This is a genomic window from Kitasatospora phosalacinea, from assembly GCF_030268885.1.
Lineage (GTDB): Bacteria > Actinomycetota > Actinomycetes > Streptomycetales > Streptomycetaceae > Kitasatospora > Kitasatospora phosalacinea_C.
Genome location: NZ_BSSA01000007.1, coordinates 80,312 through 95,548, shown reverse-complemented (window position 1 = coordinate 95,548; position 15,237 = coordinate 80,312). Strand labels below are relative to the sequence as shown.

Annotated in this window: 15 protein-coding genes, 1 tRNA gene and 1 pseudogene; 6 read left to right on the top strand and 11 right to left on the bottom strand. The window is 73.9% G+C overall.

Annotated features, from left to right (window positions below; translation table 11 throughout):
• Positions 1-102: 102 nt before the first annotated feature.
• Positions 103-1,023, bottom strand: a complete 921-nt coding sequence (locus tag QSK52_RS12870; RefSeq protein ID WP_285736122.1) for a YhjD/YihY/BrkB family envelope integrity protein — start codon at positions 1,021-1,023, stop codon at positions 103-105.
• 73 nt (positions 1,024-1,096) lie between these two features.
• The gene (locus QSK52_RS12865; protein WP_285736121.1) at positions 1,097-1,858 is read right to left on the bottom strand and encodes a polyprenol monophosphomannose synthase; all 762 of its coding nucleotides are present in this window, start codon (positions 1,856-1,858) and stop codon (positions 1,097-1,099) included.
• 279 nt (positions 1,859-2,137) lie between these two features.
• Between QSK52_RS12865 and QSK52_RS12860 the strand changes: the two genes are divergently transcribed.
• Positions 2,138-2,210: transfer RNA gene (locus tag QSK52_RS12860), tRNA-Arg, on the top strand.
• A gap of 87 nt (positions 2,211-2,297) precedes the next feature.
• Here the strand turns inward: QSK52_RS12860 and QSK52_RS12855 are convergent.
• The 4 genes from QSK52_RS12855 to QSK52_RS12840 all read right to left on the bottom strand — a co-directional run bounded on the left by QSK52_RS12855 (position 2,298) and on the right by QSK52_RS12840 (position 6,673).
• Positions 2,298-3,740 (bottom strand): transglycosylase family protein, encoded by a 1,443-nt coding sequence (locus QSK52_RS12855; protein ID WP_285736120.1) that lies wholly within the window; start codon positions 3,738-3,740, stop codon positions 2,298-2,300.
• A gap of 140 nt (positions 3,741-3,880) precedes the next feature.
• The gene (locus QSK52_RS12850; protein ID WP_285736119.1) at positions 3,881-5,656 is read right to left on the bottom strand and encodes a hypothetical protein; all 1,776 of its coding nucleotides are present in this window, start codon (positions 5,654-5,656) and stop codon (positions 3,881-3,883) included.
• Positions 5,657-6,127: 471 nt separating this feature from the next.
• Positions 6,128-6,496, bottom strand: coding sequence for a hypothetical protein (locus QSK52_RS12845; RefSeq protein WP_285736118.1), 369 nt, complete (start codon positions 6,494-6,496; stop codon positions 6,128-6,130).
• A gap of 6 nt (positions 6,497-6,502) precedes the next feature.
• Complete coding sequence (locus QSK52_RS12840) at positions 6,503-6,673, bottom strand: hypothetical protein (RefSeq protein ID WP_285736117.1); 171 nt, start codon at positions 6,671-6,673, stop codon at positions 6,503-6,505.
• A 363-nt stretch (positions 6,674-7,036) separates the two neighbouring features.
• On the opposite strand from QSK52_RS12840, the gene QSK52_RS12835 reads away from it, so the two are divergent.
• From QSK52_RS12835 to QSK52_RS12825, 3 genes are all read left to right on the top strand, one after another.
• A complete protein-coding gene (locus QSK52_RS12835; protein WP_285736116.1) occupies positions 7,037-8,008 on the top strand; it encodes a helix-turn-helix transcriptional regulator in 972 nt (323 codons plus the stop codon).
• Positions 8,009-8,172: 164 nt separating this feature from the next.
• A complete protein-coding gene (locus tag QSK52_RS12830) occupies positions 8,173-9,207 on the top strand; it encodes an AI-2E family transporter (protein ID WP_285736115.1) in 1,035 nt (344 codons plus the stop codon).
• A 204-nt stretch (positions 9,208-9,411) separates the two neighbouring features.
• Positions 9,412-10,398: a quinone oxidoreductase family protein gene (locus QSK52_RS12825; protein ID WP_435053233.1), complete on the top strand. Its 987-nt coding sequence runs from the start codon at positions 9,412-9,414 to the stop codon at positions 10,396-10,398.
• Between the two features lie 122 nt (positions 10,399-10,520).
• Here QSK52_RS12825 and QSK52_RS12820 read toward each other — a convergent pair whose 3' ends face one another.
• Positions 10,521-10,730 (bottom strand): DUF397 domain-containing protein, encoded by a 210-nt coding sequence (locus QSK52_RS12820; RefSeq protein ID WP_285736113.1) that lies wholly within the window; start codon positions 10,728-10,730, stop codon positions 10,521-10,523.
• A gap of 82 nt (positions 10,731-10,812) precedes the next feature.
• Positions 10,813-11,327 (bottom strand): annotated as a pseudogene (locus QSK52_RS12815) (DUF5753 domain-containing protein); the annotation flags it as partial.
• Positions 11,328-11,761: 434 nt separating this feature from the next.
• On the opposite strand from QSK52_RS12815, the gene QSK52_RS12810 reads away from it, so the two are divergent.
• On the top strand, positions 11,762-12,253 hold the full coding sequence (locus tag QSK52_RS12810; protein WP_285736112.1) for an HPP family protein: 492 nt from the start codon (positions 11,762-11,764) through the stop codon (positions 12,251-12,253).
• Positions 12,254-12,270: 17 nt separating this feature from the next.
• Here QSK52_RS12810 and QSK52_RS12805 read toward each other — a convergent pair whose 3' ends face one another.
• From QSK52_RS12805 to QSK52_RS12795, 3 genes are all read right to left on the bottom strand, one after another.
• Positions 12,271-12,756, bottom strand: a complete 486-nt coding sequence (locus QSK52_RS12805) for an ATP-binding protein (RefSeq protein WP_285736111.1) — start codon at positions 12,754-12,756, stop codon at positions 12,271-12,273.
• Positions 12,757-12,972: 216 nt separating this feature from the next.
• Entirely contained in the window at positions 12,973-13,782 is an 810-nt protein-coding gene (locus QSK52_RS12800; RefSeq protein WP_285736110.1) for an ABC transporter permease, read from the bottom strand.
• Positions 13,779-14,723, bottom strand: coding sequence for an ABC transporter ATP-binding protein (locus QSK52_RS12795; RefSeq protein WP_285736109.1), 945 nt, complete (start codon positions 14,721-14,723; stop codon positions 13,779-13,781). Before QSK52_RS12795 ends, QSK52_RS12800 begins: the two co-directional genes overlap by 4 nt.
• 277 nt (positions 14,724-15,000) lie before the next feature.
• Here QSK52_RS12795 and QSK52_RS12790 point away from each other — a divergent pair, with 277 nt between their 5' ends.
• A complete protein-coding gene (locus QSK52_RS12790) occupies positions 15,001-15,165 on the top strand; it encodes a hypothetical protein (protein WP_157845508.1) in 165 nt (54 codons plus the stop codon).
• Positions 15,166-15,237 lie beyond the last annotated feature (72 nt).

Genomic DNA, 15,237 nt, shown 5'->3' with positions numbered 1-15,237 from the left:
GCGCGAACCGGCCCGGACGGATCGTCCGGGCCGGTTCGTCGTTCTCCGGGGGAGCCGTTTGGTGGCCGGGGCCACCAGCGGCCGGGGCCACCGGCGGTCGGGCTACCAGCGGCCGCGTTCGTCGCGGGTGCCGAGGTAGCGGGCGAGGGCGGGCTCCTCGGAGAGCACCCGGCCGAGGACCAGGGCCAGGGTGACGGCGCTGAACAGCGCGATCAGCCAGGACAGCGCGGTGAACACCACCCCGTACGGGCCGAACTTCTCCACGGAGGCGGTCATCGCGTGCGGCAGGTAGACCTTCGAGGCGATGCCGAGGCCGACCTCGGCGAGGCCGCACAGCAGGGCGCCGGGCAGCAGCGGGTACCAGCGGATCCGGGCGCCGAGCAGCAGGTGCTGGGTCCACCACCACACGGCGGTGGAGGCCACGAAGGTCAGCGGGACGCCCAGCCACAGGCCGGCGCCGAAGCCCCTGCGCAGCGGGACCTGCACGACCAGGAACACCATCCAGCCCAGCAGCCACACCACCCAGCGCCACAGGGCCAGCCGGGCGCTGTTCTTCGGCATCTCCCAGGCCCGCTCGCAGACCCGCTGCAGGGCCCGGCTGAGCGCGGTCGCGGAGGCCAGGGTGACCAGTGCGCCGAGGGCCCCGATGCTCTGGGTGGTGCCGTCGGCCTGGGTGTTCATCAGCTGCTGGACCTGCTGCTGGGCGGCGCCCTCCAGGCCGAGCTGCTCGCGCAGCGAGCCGGTGACGCTGTGCTTGACCGTGGCGGGGGCGAAGACGGCGACCACGAACAGGGCGGGCAGCGCGGACAGGAAGGCCTGGGCGGCCAGCCGGGTCGCGTTGTCCAGCAGGTTGACCCGGATCAGGTTGCTGACGGCCCGGCCGACCAGCGGGATCCGCTCGGGGGCGCCCTTGGCGGACTCGGCGAGCCGGGCCGCCCGCTGCTTCGCCGACTCCCACCGGCCGGAGCCGGAGCCGGGTTCGGGGGGCGGGTCCTGCTCCGCTCGTTGCAGTGCCTCTGTCACGCCGAAACCTCCGCAAGCTCCGCCGGGCCGGGAACCTCCATCGTCACCCGGCCCGCGGGGCGGAGCCCGGCGCCTACTTCTTCCGGGTGAGCCGGGAGATCCGGTCGTTCACTCCCCAGGCGGTGACCCGCCACAGCGCCTCGACCACGATGTTGCGGCTCATCTTCGAGGCGCCGTGCTCGCGCTCGACGAAGGTGATCGGCACCTCGGCGACCTTGAACCCGGCCTTCACCGCGCGCCAGGCCAGGTCGACCTGGAAGCAGTAGCCCTGCGAGGCGACCTGGTCCATGCCGAGGCCGAGCAGGGTCTCCTTGCGGAAGGCCCGGTAGCCGCCGGTGACGTCCCGGATCGGCACGTCCAGCATCAGCCGGGAGTACGTGGAGCCGCCCTTGGACAGCAGCAGCCGCGACTTCGGCCAGTTCACCACCGCGCCGCCGGGCACCCAGCGCGAGCCCAGCACCAGGTCCGCGCTGCGCAGCGCGGTCAGCAGCCGGGGCAGTTCCTCGGGCTGGTGCGAGCCGTCCGCGTCCATCTCGACCAGCACGTCGTAGCCGTCGTCGATGCCCCAGCGGAACCCGGCCAGGTAGGCCGCGCCGAGGCCCTCCTTGCCCTTGCGGTGCAGCACCTTCACGTGGTCGTCGTCGGCGGCGAGGGCGTCGGCGAGCTTGCCGGTGCCGTCCGGGCTGTTGTCGTCGGCGACCAGGACGTGCGCCTCGGGGACGGCGGCGCGGACGCGGGACACGATCCGTTCGACGTTCTCGGCCTCGTTGTAGGTCGGGATGATCACCAGGATCCTGCCGAGGCCGGCGAACGGGGTCTCCGGGGAGGTGGTCACAGATGGGGGCCTTTCACGAGCGGCTGACCAGGGCGGTGCACGGGCACGTGCCTCCCCACCGTAGGCCACCGCACCGGGTGCCCCGGGTCACCCGACGCGGTGGTCCGAGGTCGCCCGCACCATCGCCCGCGCCGGCGGGGGCGTCGGCCCACCGCCCCCGCGGCCCCCGTCCTCGCAGGTCACGGCCGTGACGCGGGCCCGGCGCGGAAAGCGGTCAGCGCGCCCGGAGCGCGATCCGCTACGCTGTCAGCGGTCCTGCGGCGGTGTCCGCCGGACCTCGCCTCAGTAGCTCAGGGGATAGAGCACGGCTCTCCTAAAGCCGGTGTCGCAGGTTCGATTCCTGTCTGGGGCACGCGCAGGACCGCAGGCCCCCACCCGTCCGGGTGGGGGCCTGCGGCGTTTGCGGGCGGGTGGCGACCGGGTGGTGCGGGACCGTCGGCTACTGGGTGACGGTGGGGAGCTTGGCGGTGAGGGCGGTGGGGACGTTGACCACGTCGCCGAAGCTGAGCTTGCCCGGGCCGAAGTCGGTGGCGGCGAGGGCCTTCTTGCTGCCGTTGCCGACGGTCTGCCACACGGTGGTGGTGTCGGGCGACAGGAGCAGGGTGCCCTCCGCGGGGGCGGTCCTGGCGACGGCGGTGGCCTCCCAGGTGCCGGGGACGGGGGTGACGGGGCGCTTGTCGTAGCCGAGGCCGGTGTAGTCGGCGTAGGTGAGGGGGACGGCCATGCCGCCGGCCATCACGTAGACGCTCGGGTCCGCACCGGAGGCGTCCTTGACGACGGAGCCGTTGGTCACCTGGCGGCCGGCGGTCGTCGCGAGCCATTCGCCGGGCACGCCCATCAGGGCGCGGGTGTTGTAGCCGTCGGCGGTCCACTCGGTGCCGGAGATGTGCAGGGCGGCGCCGCCGGCCATGACGTAGCGGTTGTTGTCGGTGCCGGACTGGTCCATCAGCACGGTGCCGTTGGAGGGGGTCCTGGTGGCGGCGGTCCTGAGCCAGTCGGTCGGGACGCCCATCAGGGTGCGGGTGTTGTAGCCGTCGGCGGTCCACTCGGTGCCGGAGATGTGCAGGGCGGCGCCGTCGACCATGACGTAGCGGTTGTTGTCGGTGCCGGACTGGTCCATCACCACCAGGCCGGTGGGCAGGGTGCCGGCGGTGGCGGTGGCGAGCCAGGAGGTCGGGACGCCCATGTCGGGGCGGGTGTTGTAGCTGTCGGCGGTCCAGTCGGTGCCGGAGATCGGCAGGGCGGCGCCGGTGACGACCACGTAGCGGGCGGAGCCACCGGCCTGGTCGTGGACGACGGTCCCGGCCGGCGGGGCGGTGGGCAGGGCGTTGAACGCCGCGTCGTCGACGGTGACGACGGCGCCCAGGTTGTAGCCGTCGGGGGTGACGTCGGAACCGGCGACCGCCAGGCCCGCTCCGGCGATCAGCACCTTGACGGCGGGGCCGTTGGGCGACTTGACCAGGGTGCCGCTGGGCAGCGACGACGGGGCGGGGTAGGTGGTGGTGGCGGGGTAGGGGTTGGCGTGGTCGCTGCCCAGGCCGGCGAGCGGGCCGCAGGTGGGCCAGGCGTTCTGCCCCTGGGCGGCGAGGACCTTCTCCGCGGTGAGGATCTGTTGCTGCTTGGTGGCCTGGTGGGGGTACTGGGCGTACTGGCCGCCGCCGTAGGCGAGCCAGGTGCTCTCGGAGAACTGGAGGCCGCCGTAGTAGCCGTTGCCGGTGTTGATCGACCAGTTGCCGCTGCTCTCGCACTGGGCGACCTTGTCCCAGGTGGAGACCGAGGCGGCGGACGCCTGGCCGCCGGCGGCCAGCGGGACGACGAGGGCGAGCAGGGCGGTGGCGGCGAGGGCGAGGGTGGGCTTCTTGGCACGGGTGCTGGCGGTCATGGCGGGTTCCCCCCTGGGTGGCGGCCGGTGTGCGATCGGGTGCGCGGACGGCGTGCTGGTCGGACGTGGTGGTCGGGTGCGCGGTGGTGCGGGGCGGGGCAGCCCGGTGTGCGGTGGGCCCGCCCCGCCCCGGGCGGTGGTTACTGGACGGTCGGCAGCTGCGCGGTCAGCGCGGTGGGCACCGCGACCACGGCGGCGGTGTTGTAGCTGCCGGCCACTGCCGCCTTCTTGCTGCCGCCGTTGACGACCTGCCAGACGGTGGTGGTGTCGGAGGACTTCAGGAGGGTGCCGTCGGCGGGGACGGACTTGGCGGCGGCGGTGGCCTCCCAGGTGCCGGGGACGCCGCGCAGGGGCTGCTTGTCGTAGCCGAGGCCGGTGTAGTCGGCGTAGGTGAGGGGGACGGCCTTGCCACCCGCCATGACGTAGATGGAGGGGTCGGCGCCGGAGGCGTTCTTGATGACGGTGCCGTCCTTGAGGGGGCGGGCGACCTGGGCGGCCTCCCAGGTCTCCGGCACGCCGGTCACCGGGGCGCTGGCGAAGACCTGGGTGTACTCGGCGCTGGTCAGCGGGAGCGCCGAGCCGTTGGCCATCACGTAGACGCTCGGGTCGGCGCCGCTGCGGCCCTTGACCAGGGTGCCGTCGGCGACGGTCGAGTTGACCGAGCCGGCCAGCCAGGTGCCCGGGACGCCCATCAGCGACTGGGTGTTGTAGCCGTCGGCGGTCCACTCGGCGCCCGAGATGTGCACGGCCGCGCCGTTCACCATCACGTAGCGGTTGTTGTCGAGGCCGGACTGGTCCATCAGTACGGTGCCGGTCGGCGGGGTCTTGGCCGCCGCGGTCTGCAGCCAGGCCCCCGGGACGCCCATGTCCGGGGCGGTGTTGTAGCCGTCGGCGGTCCACTCGGCACCGGTGATCGACAGGGCCGCGCCGCCCACCATCACGTACCGGCTGTTGGAGGTGCCGGACTGGTCGTGGACCACCATGCCGGCGGGGAGGGTGTTCTGCAGGGCCTGCTGCAGCCAGGAGGTGGGCACGCCCATGTCCGGGGCGGTGTTGTAGCCGTCGGCGGTCCACTCGGCACCGGTGATCGACAGGGCCGCGCCGCCCACGATCACGTACCGGCTGTTGGAGGTGCCGGACTGGTCGTGGACCACGGTGCCGGAGGGCAGCGAGCTCGGCAGCGCCCAGAACTTGGCGTCGTCGACGGTGACGACGGCGCCCATGTTGTAGCCGTCCGGGGTGACGTCCGAGCCGGCGACCGCGAGGCCCGCGCCGTTGATGATCAGCTTCACCGCCGGGTTGTTCGGCGACTTCACCAGCGTGCCGGTGGGCAGGGTCGCCGGGTCCGGGTAGCTGCCGGTGGTGCCGTCGACGATGTTGTTGTACCGCCACGGGCGGAAGTCGGCGCTGTTCAGGTAGGAGCGGGAGTACGTCTTGCGGGAGGCGGTGGTGCCCCAGGTCGACTCGGCGTAGACGTTCGCGGTGGTGTGCGCGCTGTCGGCCCAGCCGGCGAACAGCACCACGTGGATGTTGTAGTTGCCGTTGTCGTAGCGGTCCAGCATGTCACCGGGCTTCAGGTCGTCGAAGCTGTTCAGCTGCGTGGAGACGCTCCGCAGCGTCTGGGTGGTGAGGCTGGAGCCGAGGTGCCAGGCCATCGACACGTAGCCGGAGCAGTCCGAGCGGTAGCTGCCGTTGCTGTCGGTGTAGGGGTGGGAGCCGTCCTGGCTGTACGGCACGCCCTCGTCCACCCAGGACTGGGCCCGGGCGAGGACCTCGCTGCGGGTGATCTGGCCGTTGACGGAGGACGTGCCGACCGCGTGGGCGGAGTTGCCGACGGCGAGGGAGCCGGCCAGGCCGGCGGTGGCGACGGCGGCGGCGAGGACGAGGCGGGAGAGGCGGGAGGTCTTGGCGGACATGGCGGATTCCTTTTCGAGTGGCCCGAGGCGTCGTCGGACGAAGCAGGTGCGGCGGGTCGGCCCGGGAGCGGGTACGGCTGTCCTGCAGGAACAGCCGCATCACGCGGGCCGTGGGAGTTCGGGGGCGCAGCCGTCGCAGGAGGACGGACGGCGGGGCGCGGCCGGCCGTCGGAGCGGGGCGGCACATCGGTGTCGAAGGTGCTGCGGGTGCGGCCGGGTCACCGGGTGGGCGGCCGCGGGGCACCGCGCGGCCGGGGCGGCGCGGACCGGTGGAGCGAAGGACGCACGGACGGGCCGGTAGGGGGCCGTCCGCGGGAACAGCAGGGGGTACAGCGGTGGGGCGGTGCCGGGAGGAGCGGCGGGGCGCCCGGGGCCGCGGCCGCCGGATCGGCGGCGGACGGCTGCCCTGCAGGAGCAGCGGTCGATGGCGTGGCGCGGCGGGACAGTCGGGGCAGGCGGGAGTGCGCGGGGTCAGCGCGCAGCGGGCGGGATCGGCCGCCAGTAGTAGCGCCAGCGCAGCGTCGGCGATGCCTGGTGGCTGCGGGTGACCAGGTCGTGTGCGACGGCCAGCGGGTCCTTCGCCGTGTCCTCGGAAGGGGCCCGGGCGGGGAGGTCGGCGGCAGGAACGGGGGCCGGAGCGGGAGCCGGAGCGGCGGTGGGGCGGGTCAGCAGGTAGAGGAGCAGGTCGACCCGTTCCGGCTCGCAGCGGACGGTGATGTGCTGGAGGGCGTCGGTGGGTCTGGCGTGCGCCCACAGGGCGGCCAGGACTTCCGCCGCCTCCCCGTCCGGGGCCGGCCCGGCGGCCTCTTTGCGGCCCAGCGAGGCGTAGACGATGTCCATCCGCGGTCAGCCGCCCCAGCCGAGGCTGTCGGTGGTGACGGCACCAGCGGTGGTGACGGTGGAGACCGCGGCCGTGTCGGTGGCGGAGGCCGCGGCAGCGGCGGCGGGGGACAGGAGCAGCGCGCCGAGCGAGACGGCGAGGACCGCGGCGGCCTTGGCGATGCGGGTGCTGGTCATGGTGGTCTTCCTTCGGACGTGACGGGGGATCGGTGGTCGGTCCGGTGGAGGAGTCCCGCGGTTGACTTCCCCTCCGGTTGCCGCCCGGTTGTCGTTCTCCCTGGCGGCGATCTCTACTTTCGTCGTTCCGGGAACCCCTCGGAAGGGGTTCCGGATGTCGCCAACCGGACTGTCCGACACCAGACGCACTGTCATGAACGCGCCAAGAATTGGGGTCGGCCATCCTCCGGACATAGGTCTGCGGATGCCCCAAAGCCCCCGGAATCGATCTTGTGATCGAGTGCGCCGGTCTGCCAGGATGCGTGACGCTTCGTACGCGACTGCGCACGACATCACCCACGAACCACCACATGAGGGGGGCCCATGCTGGAGGCTCTAGGACTCACGGCCACGGCCGGCCGGGTCTACCGGGCACTGCTCGACCGACCCGCCGACGGCATCGACGAGATCGCCGCCCACTGCGCGCTCAGCGCCACCCAGGTCCACGACAGCCTGGACGAACTCGGCACCCTGATGCTGGTGCGCGCCTCCGCCGAACACCCCGGCCGGATGCGCGCCGTCGACCCCGCCGTCGGCCTCGCCGACCTGCTGGCCCGCCAGGAAGCCGAACTCGCCGAACGCCAGGCCACCCTGGCCGCCTCCCGCGCCGCCGTCACCCGCATGGTCGCCGACCGGGCCGAACACCGCTCCGAGCACGGCGAGCGGCTGCTGGGCATGGACGCCATCCTGCACCGCCTCGAACGCATGGGACGCGACACCACCCGCGAGGTCATCAGCATCCAACCCGGCAACCAGCGCCCCGAGGACCTCGACGCCTCCCGCCCCGCCGACGCCCGGGTCCTCGCCCGCGGCATCACCGTCCGCACCCTCTACCAGGACTCCACCCGCCACCAGCCGCACACCGTCGCCTACGCCCACTGGCTGCGCAGCCAGGGCGGCGAGGTCCGCACCTCCCCCACCGTCCCGCAGCGGATCGTCGTCGTCGACCGCCGCGAGGCCCTGGTCCCCGTCGACCCCGAGGACAACCGCAAGGGCGCCCTGTACGTCACCGAGCCCGGCATCCTGCACTCCCTGACCGACCTGTTCGACCAGGCGTGGAACACCGCCGTCCCCCTCGGCTCCACCACCCCCGAGGACCCCGCCACCGGCCTGACCCCCACCGAACGCGAACTGCTGCGCCTGCTCGGCTCCGGCCTCACCGACGACGCCGCGGGCCAGCGCCTGGGATTCTCCTCCCGCACCGTCGGCCGCCACATGGCCTCCATCATGGAACGCCTCAACGCCAGCAGCCGCTTCGAAGCGGGCATCAAGGCCGCCCAACGCGGCTGGCTCTGACCCCAACCCGCCGGAGCCCCGGGGCGGGGGCGCCAGCCGGGGTGGGCCGGGCGGGTGATTCGGTTCGGACGGCCGGTCGGGGCGGTCTCGGGGCGGTGACCGCGGGGGAGTATTCGGCGCACACCGGGCGGCGGGCGCGGCGGTGCGGCGGAAGGGCGGACCTCGTGGACTTCGAGCGGGAACCTGTCGCGAAGGGGGCGGACTGGCGGTCGGCCTCCCGCTGGGGAACGGCGGTGCTGGTGGCCGCCGCCGTGGTGGCGCTGGTCGTCGCGCTGTGCGTGCTGCTGCGGGCGGCGGTGGTGCCGCTGCTGATCGCGGTGCTGATCAGCGCCCTGGTGGAACCCGTCAGCCGACGGCTGACCGCGCGCGGACTGCCGCGGGCGATGGCGGCGGCCACCGGCTGCCTGCTGCTGGTCGCGGTGGTCGGCGGGGCGCTGTGGGTGGTGGTCAAGCTGATCTCGGACGCGGCCTCCGGCCTGACCGCCTCGCTGCAGGCGGCCGCGGACCGGGCCTCCGGCACCGACCCGTTCGCGCAGGCGGTGCGCGGCGCGGCGAGCGGCCTGGAGCAGTTGGGCCGGAGCCTGGGCGCGGGCGTGGTCTCCGGGGTGCTGACCGGGGTCGGCCTGGCCGCGCAGGTGCTGGCCTGCGGGGTGCTGACCCTGGCGCTGGCGTTCTTCCTGCTGAAGGACCGGGCGCTGCTGGTGGCCGCGCTGCGCCGGGCCGCCCCGGCCGGGCAGGAGGAGAAGGTGCTCGGGGTGGCCGGGACGGGCTACGCGGCGATGTCCGGCTTCATGCGCGGCACCACGATCATCGCCGCCATCGACGCGGGCTTCATCGCCCTCGGCCTGACCCTGCTCGGCGTGCCGCACGCCCCGGGCCTGGGCGCGCTGGTGTTCGTCGGCGCGTACGTGCCCTACGCGGGCGCGTTCCTGTCCGGACTGACCGCGGTGGTGGTGGCGTTCGCGGACGGCGGCCTCGGCGAGGCGCTGTGGGCGTTCGGCATCGTGCTGGGCGTGCAGGCGCTGGAGGGCGCGATCCTGCAGCCCGCGGTGCAGAGCCGGACGGTCCGACTGCACCCGGCCGTCGTCCTGTTGGCGATCTCGGCGGGCGCCTCGCTGGGCGGCCTGCTCGGGACGCTGCTGGCGGTGCCGCTGACGGCGGCCGCGGTCGGCGTCGCCGGGCAGGTGCGACGCTGGTAGTGGGTCGACGCCGCGTCAGTCGATCCGGCTGGGGCCGGGGTTGACGCTGCTCGGACCGGGGCGGCGGGCCGGTGGCGGGTCGGCGGCGGGTCGGCGGCGGGGCGGCGGGCTGGTCCGCCGACCGGGAATCGGATCGCCGTCCCCGGGGTTGGCGGGGGGACGAGCCGACATCGGAGGGTCATGCGAGCGATACAGGTGCACCAAGTGGGCGGTCCCGAGGTGCTGCAGGAGGCCGAGGTGGAGCAGCCGCGGCCGGGACCGGGCGAGGCGCTCGTGGAGGTCGCCGCATCCGGGGTCAACTTCGTCGACGTCTACCACCGCGAAGGCCGGTACCGCCTCCCGCTGCCCTTCACCCCGGGCACCGAGGGCGCCGGCACGGTCGTCGACGTCGGACCCGGCGTCGCCGACGTCGCGGTCGGGGACCGGGTCGGCTGGGTGGAGGTTCCCGGCACGTACGCCGAGCGGGCCGTCGTGGACGCCTCCCGGCTGGTGCCGCTGCCCGACGACGTCGACTTCGAGACGGCCGCCGCCGTGCTCCTCCAAGGCATGACCGCGCACTACCTCGTCAAGGACGCCCACCCGGTCCAGGGCGGCGACACGGTGCTCGTGCACGCGGCCGCCGGTGGCATGGGGCTGCTGCTGACCCAGCTCGTCACCCACCTCGGCGGCAGGGTGATCGGCACAACGTCGACCACGGCGAAGGCCGAACTGGCGAAGCGTGCCGGGGCCGCCGAGGTGATCCTCTCCTCCGCGGTCGACGACCTCGCGGCCCAGGTGAGGCGGCTCAACGGCGGTCAGGGACTGCCGGTCGTCTTCGACGGCGTCGGCGCGCACACCTTCGATGCGAGCCTCGCCAGCCTGCGGACCCGCGGCCGTCTCGTGCTCTTCGGTGCGGCAAGCGGCGCCGTGCCCCCGTTCGATCCGATGCGGCTCGCCCGGGGCGGTTCGCTGACCCTGGTCCGGCCCAGCCTCGGGGACTTCATCGCCGATCGGTCCGAACTGCTCCGACGGGCCGCCGATGTGTTCGAGTGGGTGCGCTCCAAGGCGATCGAGGTCACCGTGACGGGCCGCTACGCACTGTCCGAGGCCGCCCGCGCCCACAGCGACCTGGAGGCCCGGCGCACCACCGGCAAGCTGCTCGTCATCCCCGGTGCGGCCGCCCCCGGACGCCGCGAGGAGACGCAGGGCTGATGCCGCCCGCCTGCCCGCCCGGGTGGACCCGCGGGTCAATCTCCTGTGGGAGAGGGGAGTTACGGCGGCTGCGGGCATGCGAAGGCCCCGGCGGCAGACGTCACGCCGGGGCCGCCGGGTCGTCACGCGACGGGGAGGTCGCCCGCCTCGAGGCTGGTGACGAAGGCCTGCCAGGCGCGGGTGGTGAAGGCGAGGCGGGGCCCGTCGGGGTCCTTGGAGTCGCGGACGGTGCCGGGGTCGGCGTCGTCCACCTCCACGCACTCGCCGCCGTTGCCGTCGCTGTAGGACGACTTGCGCCAGGTGGAGGGGCTGAGGCCGGTCGCTCCACTCATGTGCGTATTCCTCCGCCGCCGACTCGATCAGGGCCAGGGACGCCACTGGCGACAGCGCGACGGCCCTGGCCAAATCGTATGACCCCTGGCAGCGGGCGACCAGGACCGGATCGTCGAGCAACTGGCCCGAGTGCAGGCCCTCTACGTGTGCCACCGGCGGGGCTTCCGCGAATGTCACCAGGAGGACCGAGCTTGCGGTCATCGCGTGTGCCCGGCGCTGAACGGCAGTACCTGGAGCAGGAGTCTGCCCGCCTCGGCCAGCGCCAGGAGGCGGCGTAGCTGATCGGCCATCACGGGACCGCCACCGACGGGCGTCCGGAGCACCGCTTCGTGGAGGATCACCCACAACAAGGGCGCTGTTGGACCGGCCAGGATGCGGGCCCGTTCGAGCCTGGCCGCCATCGCGTCGTCCACCGCGTCGTCCACCGCTTCGGCCGCCGCGAACGGCTTCGCCGCACGGACGACGGCGCGTGCGTGGTCGGCCGTCTGCAGCAGTCCTGTCACCAGGGTGGGCGCGTAGTGGGAGATCGTCCCGGCCTGGGCCTCCAGCTCGGCGGCGCGGGCGAAGTGGGCGGCATGCCGGGCGCGGGCCACCATGGGGTAGAGGCGGGTGAAGTGGCCTCCGGTGCCCGGGGCCGCGTCGAGTCGTTCGGAGAGGTCCGCCTGCGGTTTGCGGTTTGCGGACCGCGACTTCGATCCGGCCGATGTACGCGCCGGAGCAGAAGACCAGTTCGCCCAGCGCGCTCGGGGAGAGCCCCTTCTCCTCGTGGAGCCTGCGGACCTCCGCCCCGTAGAAGGCGCTGGGGGAGGAGGCGGCGGACGCCGTGGAGCCGGCGTGGCGGCTCGCGGGGTTGCCGTCCGAGCACGGCGTGCGACCGGCCCTGCCGGGCGGGAGGGCGTCACCACGCTGGGCGAGCTCGCCCCGCGTGACACTGCCCGCGGATTTGCCTCTAAGGCAAATGGGTTCTTGAAACGTCAACAGTCTGTTTAAGATCCTGGGAACGCATATCCGCTGATCAGGAAGGTTCCGCATGTCCGTCACCCCGAACGCCGCCTCGCTGGGACGCCGGGCGTGGCACGCGATGCGGGCCGGAAGCTTTGCCACGGGGGCACTGCTGGTGCTGGTCGCGGTCGGCGTGGTGCTGCACCAGCCGGTGCTGATCCCGCCGCTGGCGGCGAGCGCGGCGCTGGTGCACGGCGCGCCCGGACTGCCGATCTCGCAGCCGCGGAACCTGGTGGGCGGGCAGCTGCTGTCCGCCGCGGTGGGGTTCCTGGTGCTCGCGGTGGCCGGGCCGGGGCCGTGGGCGGCGGCGGTGGCGGGCGGGCTGGCGCTGGTGGCGATGCTGGTCGCGCACGTGCCGCACTCGCCCGCGGCGGCGACCGCGGTGATCGTGGTGCTGCAGTCGCCGCGGCCGGTGCTCTTCCTGCCGCTGCTGGCCCTGGCCGCCGCCGTCCTGGTGCTGTTCGGCCTGCTGCCGCACCGGGTCGGCGGTCATCCGGTGCGCTACCCCGTGGCCTGGTGACCGCACCGGGCCGGAGGTCAGTGCTGTTCGACGGGCGGCGGGGCGGTCGGGAGCGCGGGCAGCCGGACGTCGACCACGGTGGTGCGGAAGCCGGGCCCGGAGCCGTCCGCGGTGGGGAGCTCGGCCCAGACGACCTTGCCGCGCGGCGAGGTGCGGTAGTAGCCCCAGCGGGAGGAGAGTTCGTCGACCAGGTGCAGGCCGCGCCCGCCGGTCGCGTCGGGGCCGGCCACCCGGGGGCGGGGCGGACGCGGGTCCTGGTCGCCGACCTGGACCAGCAGCGCGCCGTCGTGCAGCACCAGGGAGAGGGCGAACCCGTCGGGGTCGCAGCGGGCCCGGACCGCGTTGGTGGCCAGCTCGGAGACCACCAGCCGGGCGGCGTCGGAGAGTTCGACCCTGGCCCGCCAGCACTGCAGCACCTGCGCGGTGTGGCGGCGGGCCCCGGCGACCGACTCGGGGGAGCTGTCGAGCGTCAACAGGCTGAGCTGCGGTCGACTTCGGGACATCACGGGCCTCCGGTGGGTGGCGGGCAGGAGCAGGGCGGGACGTCCGGCCCGCGGCGGGGGCGGGGGACGACCCGCACCATTCAGCATCCGGCGACACGCCGACGGCCCGCCACGGCCGGAAGTCCCCCGGCGGAGGGGCACTTCGGGACGGGCGGGCCGGTCGGAGGTGAGTAGGCGGCGTTAACCGACCGCGGCGCGCGGACGGCCGACGGCGGGTCAGCCGCGGCGCGGCTCCCAGCGCATCAGGCGCCGGGAGAGCACCGCGGCCCCGGCCAGCCAGGCGGCCAGCAGCAGCAGCGACGGCCAGGCGGACGTCCAGCCGTGCACCAGGTCCAGCTCCCGCAGCGGGCCGCCCGCCCAGGTCTCCGCGCCGAACTCGCGACCGAACCAGGCGGTGCGCAGCCCCCGGACCACCGGGGAGAGCGGCAGCGCGCCGGACGGCCCCCGCAGCCAGTCGGGCAGGCCCGCGACCGGGGTGAACACGCCCGCGCCGAACATGCACAGCACCAGCACCGGCGTCGCCACCAGCGGCGCGGACTCCGTCGAGGGCGTCACCCCCGACAGGGCCACCGCCAGCACCGAGAACAGCAGGTGGCCGCCGAGCAGGACGAGCAGCAGCAGCACCGGATCGGCGGGCAGCGGCGCCCCGAACCAGCCGACCGCGACGCCGCCCAGCACCAGCGCCTGGATCAGCACCACCACCCCGCCCGCGCCCACCTGCCCGGCCAGGACCGCGCTCGGCGGGCACTCGGTGCCGCGCAGCCGCTTCAGCACCAGCTCCTCGCGGCGCGACACCACGCTGCCCAGCAGGTTGACGAACGAGGTGACCAGGGCCAGCCCGAGCAGCCCCACCGCCACGTACCCGGCGGCGTTCACCCCGCCGATCTCCTTCTCGCGCAGCGGTGCGGCGATCACCAGGTTGAGCAGCACCGGCAGCAGGAACCCGATGAAGGTGGAGCGCCGGTTGCGCCAGAACACCTTCCAGGACAGGGCGAACTGCCCCTTGGCGTAAGCGGACCAGCTCATCGGGACGCTCCCGTCGGGGTGGGTGAGTGGCGGTCGGCGAGGTCGAGGAAGACGTCCTCCAGCGAGCCGGAGCGCACCTCCAGGCCGTCCAGTTCGACGCCGTGGGAGGCCGCCCAGGCGTGCAGCGCGGCCAGGGCGGGCGCCGAGCGGGGCACCCGGTAGACCGCCCGGCCGTTCGCCGACGCGGGCGCGGTGCCCAGCAGCACGGGCAGGGCGGCGAGGTCGCGGCCGGGCGGCAGCGGCAGGCTGATCAGGTCGCCGCGGTCGGCCAGCACCTGGGCGACGGTGCCCGCGGCGGCGATCACCCCGCGGTCCATGACGGCCACCCGGTCGGCCAACTGCTGGGCCTCCTCCAGGTAGTGGGTGGTCAGCAGCACCGTGGTGCCCGCCGCGCGCAGCTCCTCGACCAGCCGCCAGGTGGCCCGCCGGGCCTCCGGGTCCATGCCGGTGGTCGGCTCGTCCAGGAACAGCAGCTCCGGGTCGTTCAGCACGGCCAGCGCCAGGTCCAGGCGGCGGCGCTCGCCGCCGGACAGCTGGGCGACCCGGGTGCCGGCCTTCGCCTCCAGGCCGACCCGTGCCAGCACCTCGGCGGTCGGCCGGGCCCGGCTGGTGAAGGAGCGCCAGCAGTCCACGGTCTCCTTGACCGTCAACTCCTTGAAGAACCCGCCCTCCTGGAGCATCACGCCGGTGCGGCGGCGGACCTGCGGGCCCGCCGCGAACGGGTCCAGGCCGAGGACCCGGACCCGGCCCGAGGTCGGCGGGTGGTGGCCCTCCAGCACCTCCAGGGTGCTGGTCTTGCCCGCGCCGTTGGTGCCGATCAGGGCGAACAGCTCGCCGCGGGCGATGGAGAAGGAGATGCCGCGCACCGCCTCGTATTCTCCGTAACTGCGCCGCAGGTCCACTACCTCCACGGCCGGGGATTTCTCGGAAAGAGGTGTCATGCATGCAGCGTGACGGGTGCGGGCCGGGAACGGCAAGTAGCGCATCACCGCAGGTCAGAACATGTGCAAAATGTCATCTCGGGTGGTGACATTTACGCCCCGCGGAATCTGACATCTCCTACTGCACGGATTTTCGGAACCCGGTCATAGTTGAGACATCGCCGAGAGCGGAACCGGGAAAAGCGAAAGCCGGACCGGGGAGCGAACGGCGGAAAAGGGAAACCGAGGCGACCGACCCGACCAGCGGGCCGGAGCCGCGCAACCGAAGGAGCCTCCCATGGCGCAGAACGAGATCAACAAGGACGAGCAGTTCGACATCGAGGTCGAGGAGCTGGACACCGTCAACGGCGGCGTCTCCGTCTCCTCCCTGCTCTCCGCCGCCTGCCCGGTGTCGAGCTTCAGCTCGGTGTCGAACTCCGTCGCCGAGGTCTCGGCCGAGTAATTCGGGTCCTGTGCGGGGGTGGTCCGCTCTCCGGCGGCCCACCCCCGCACCCCGCTCCGGCCCCGAACCCCC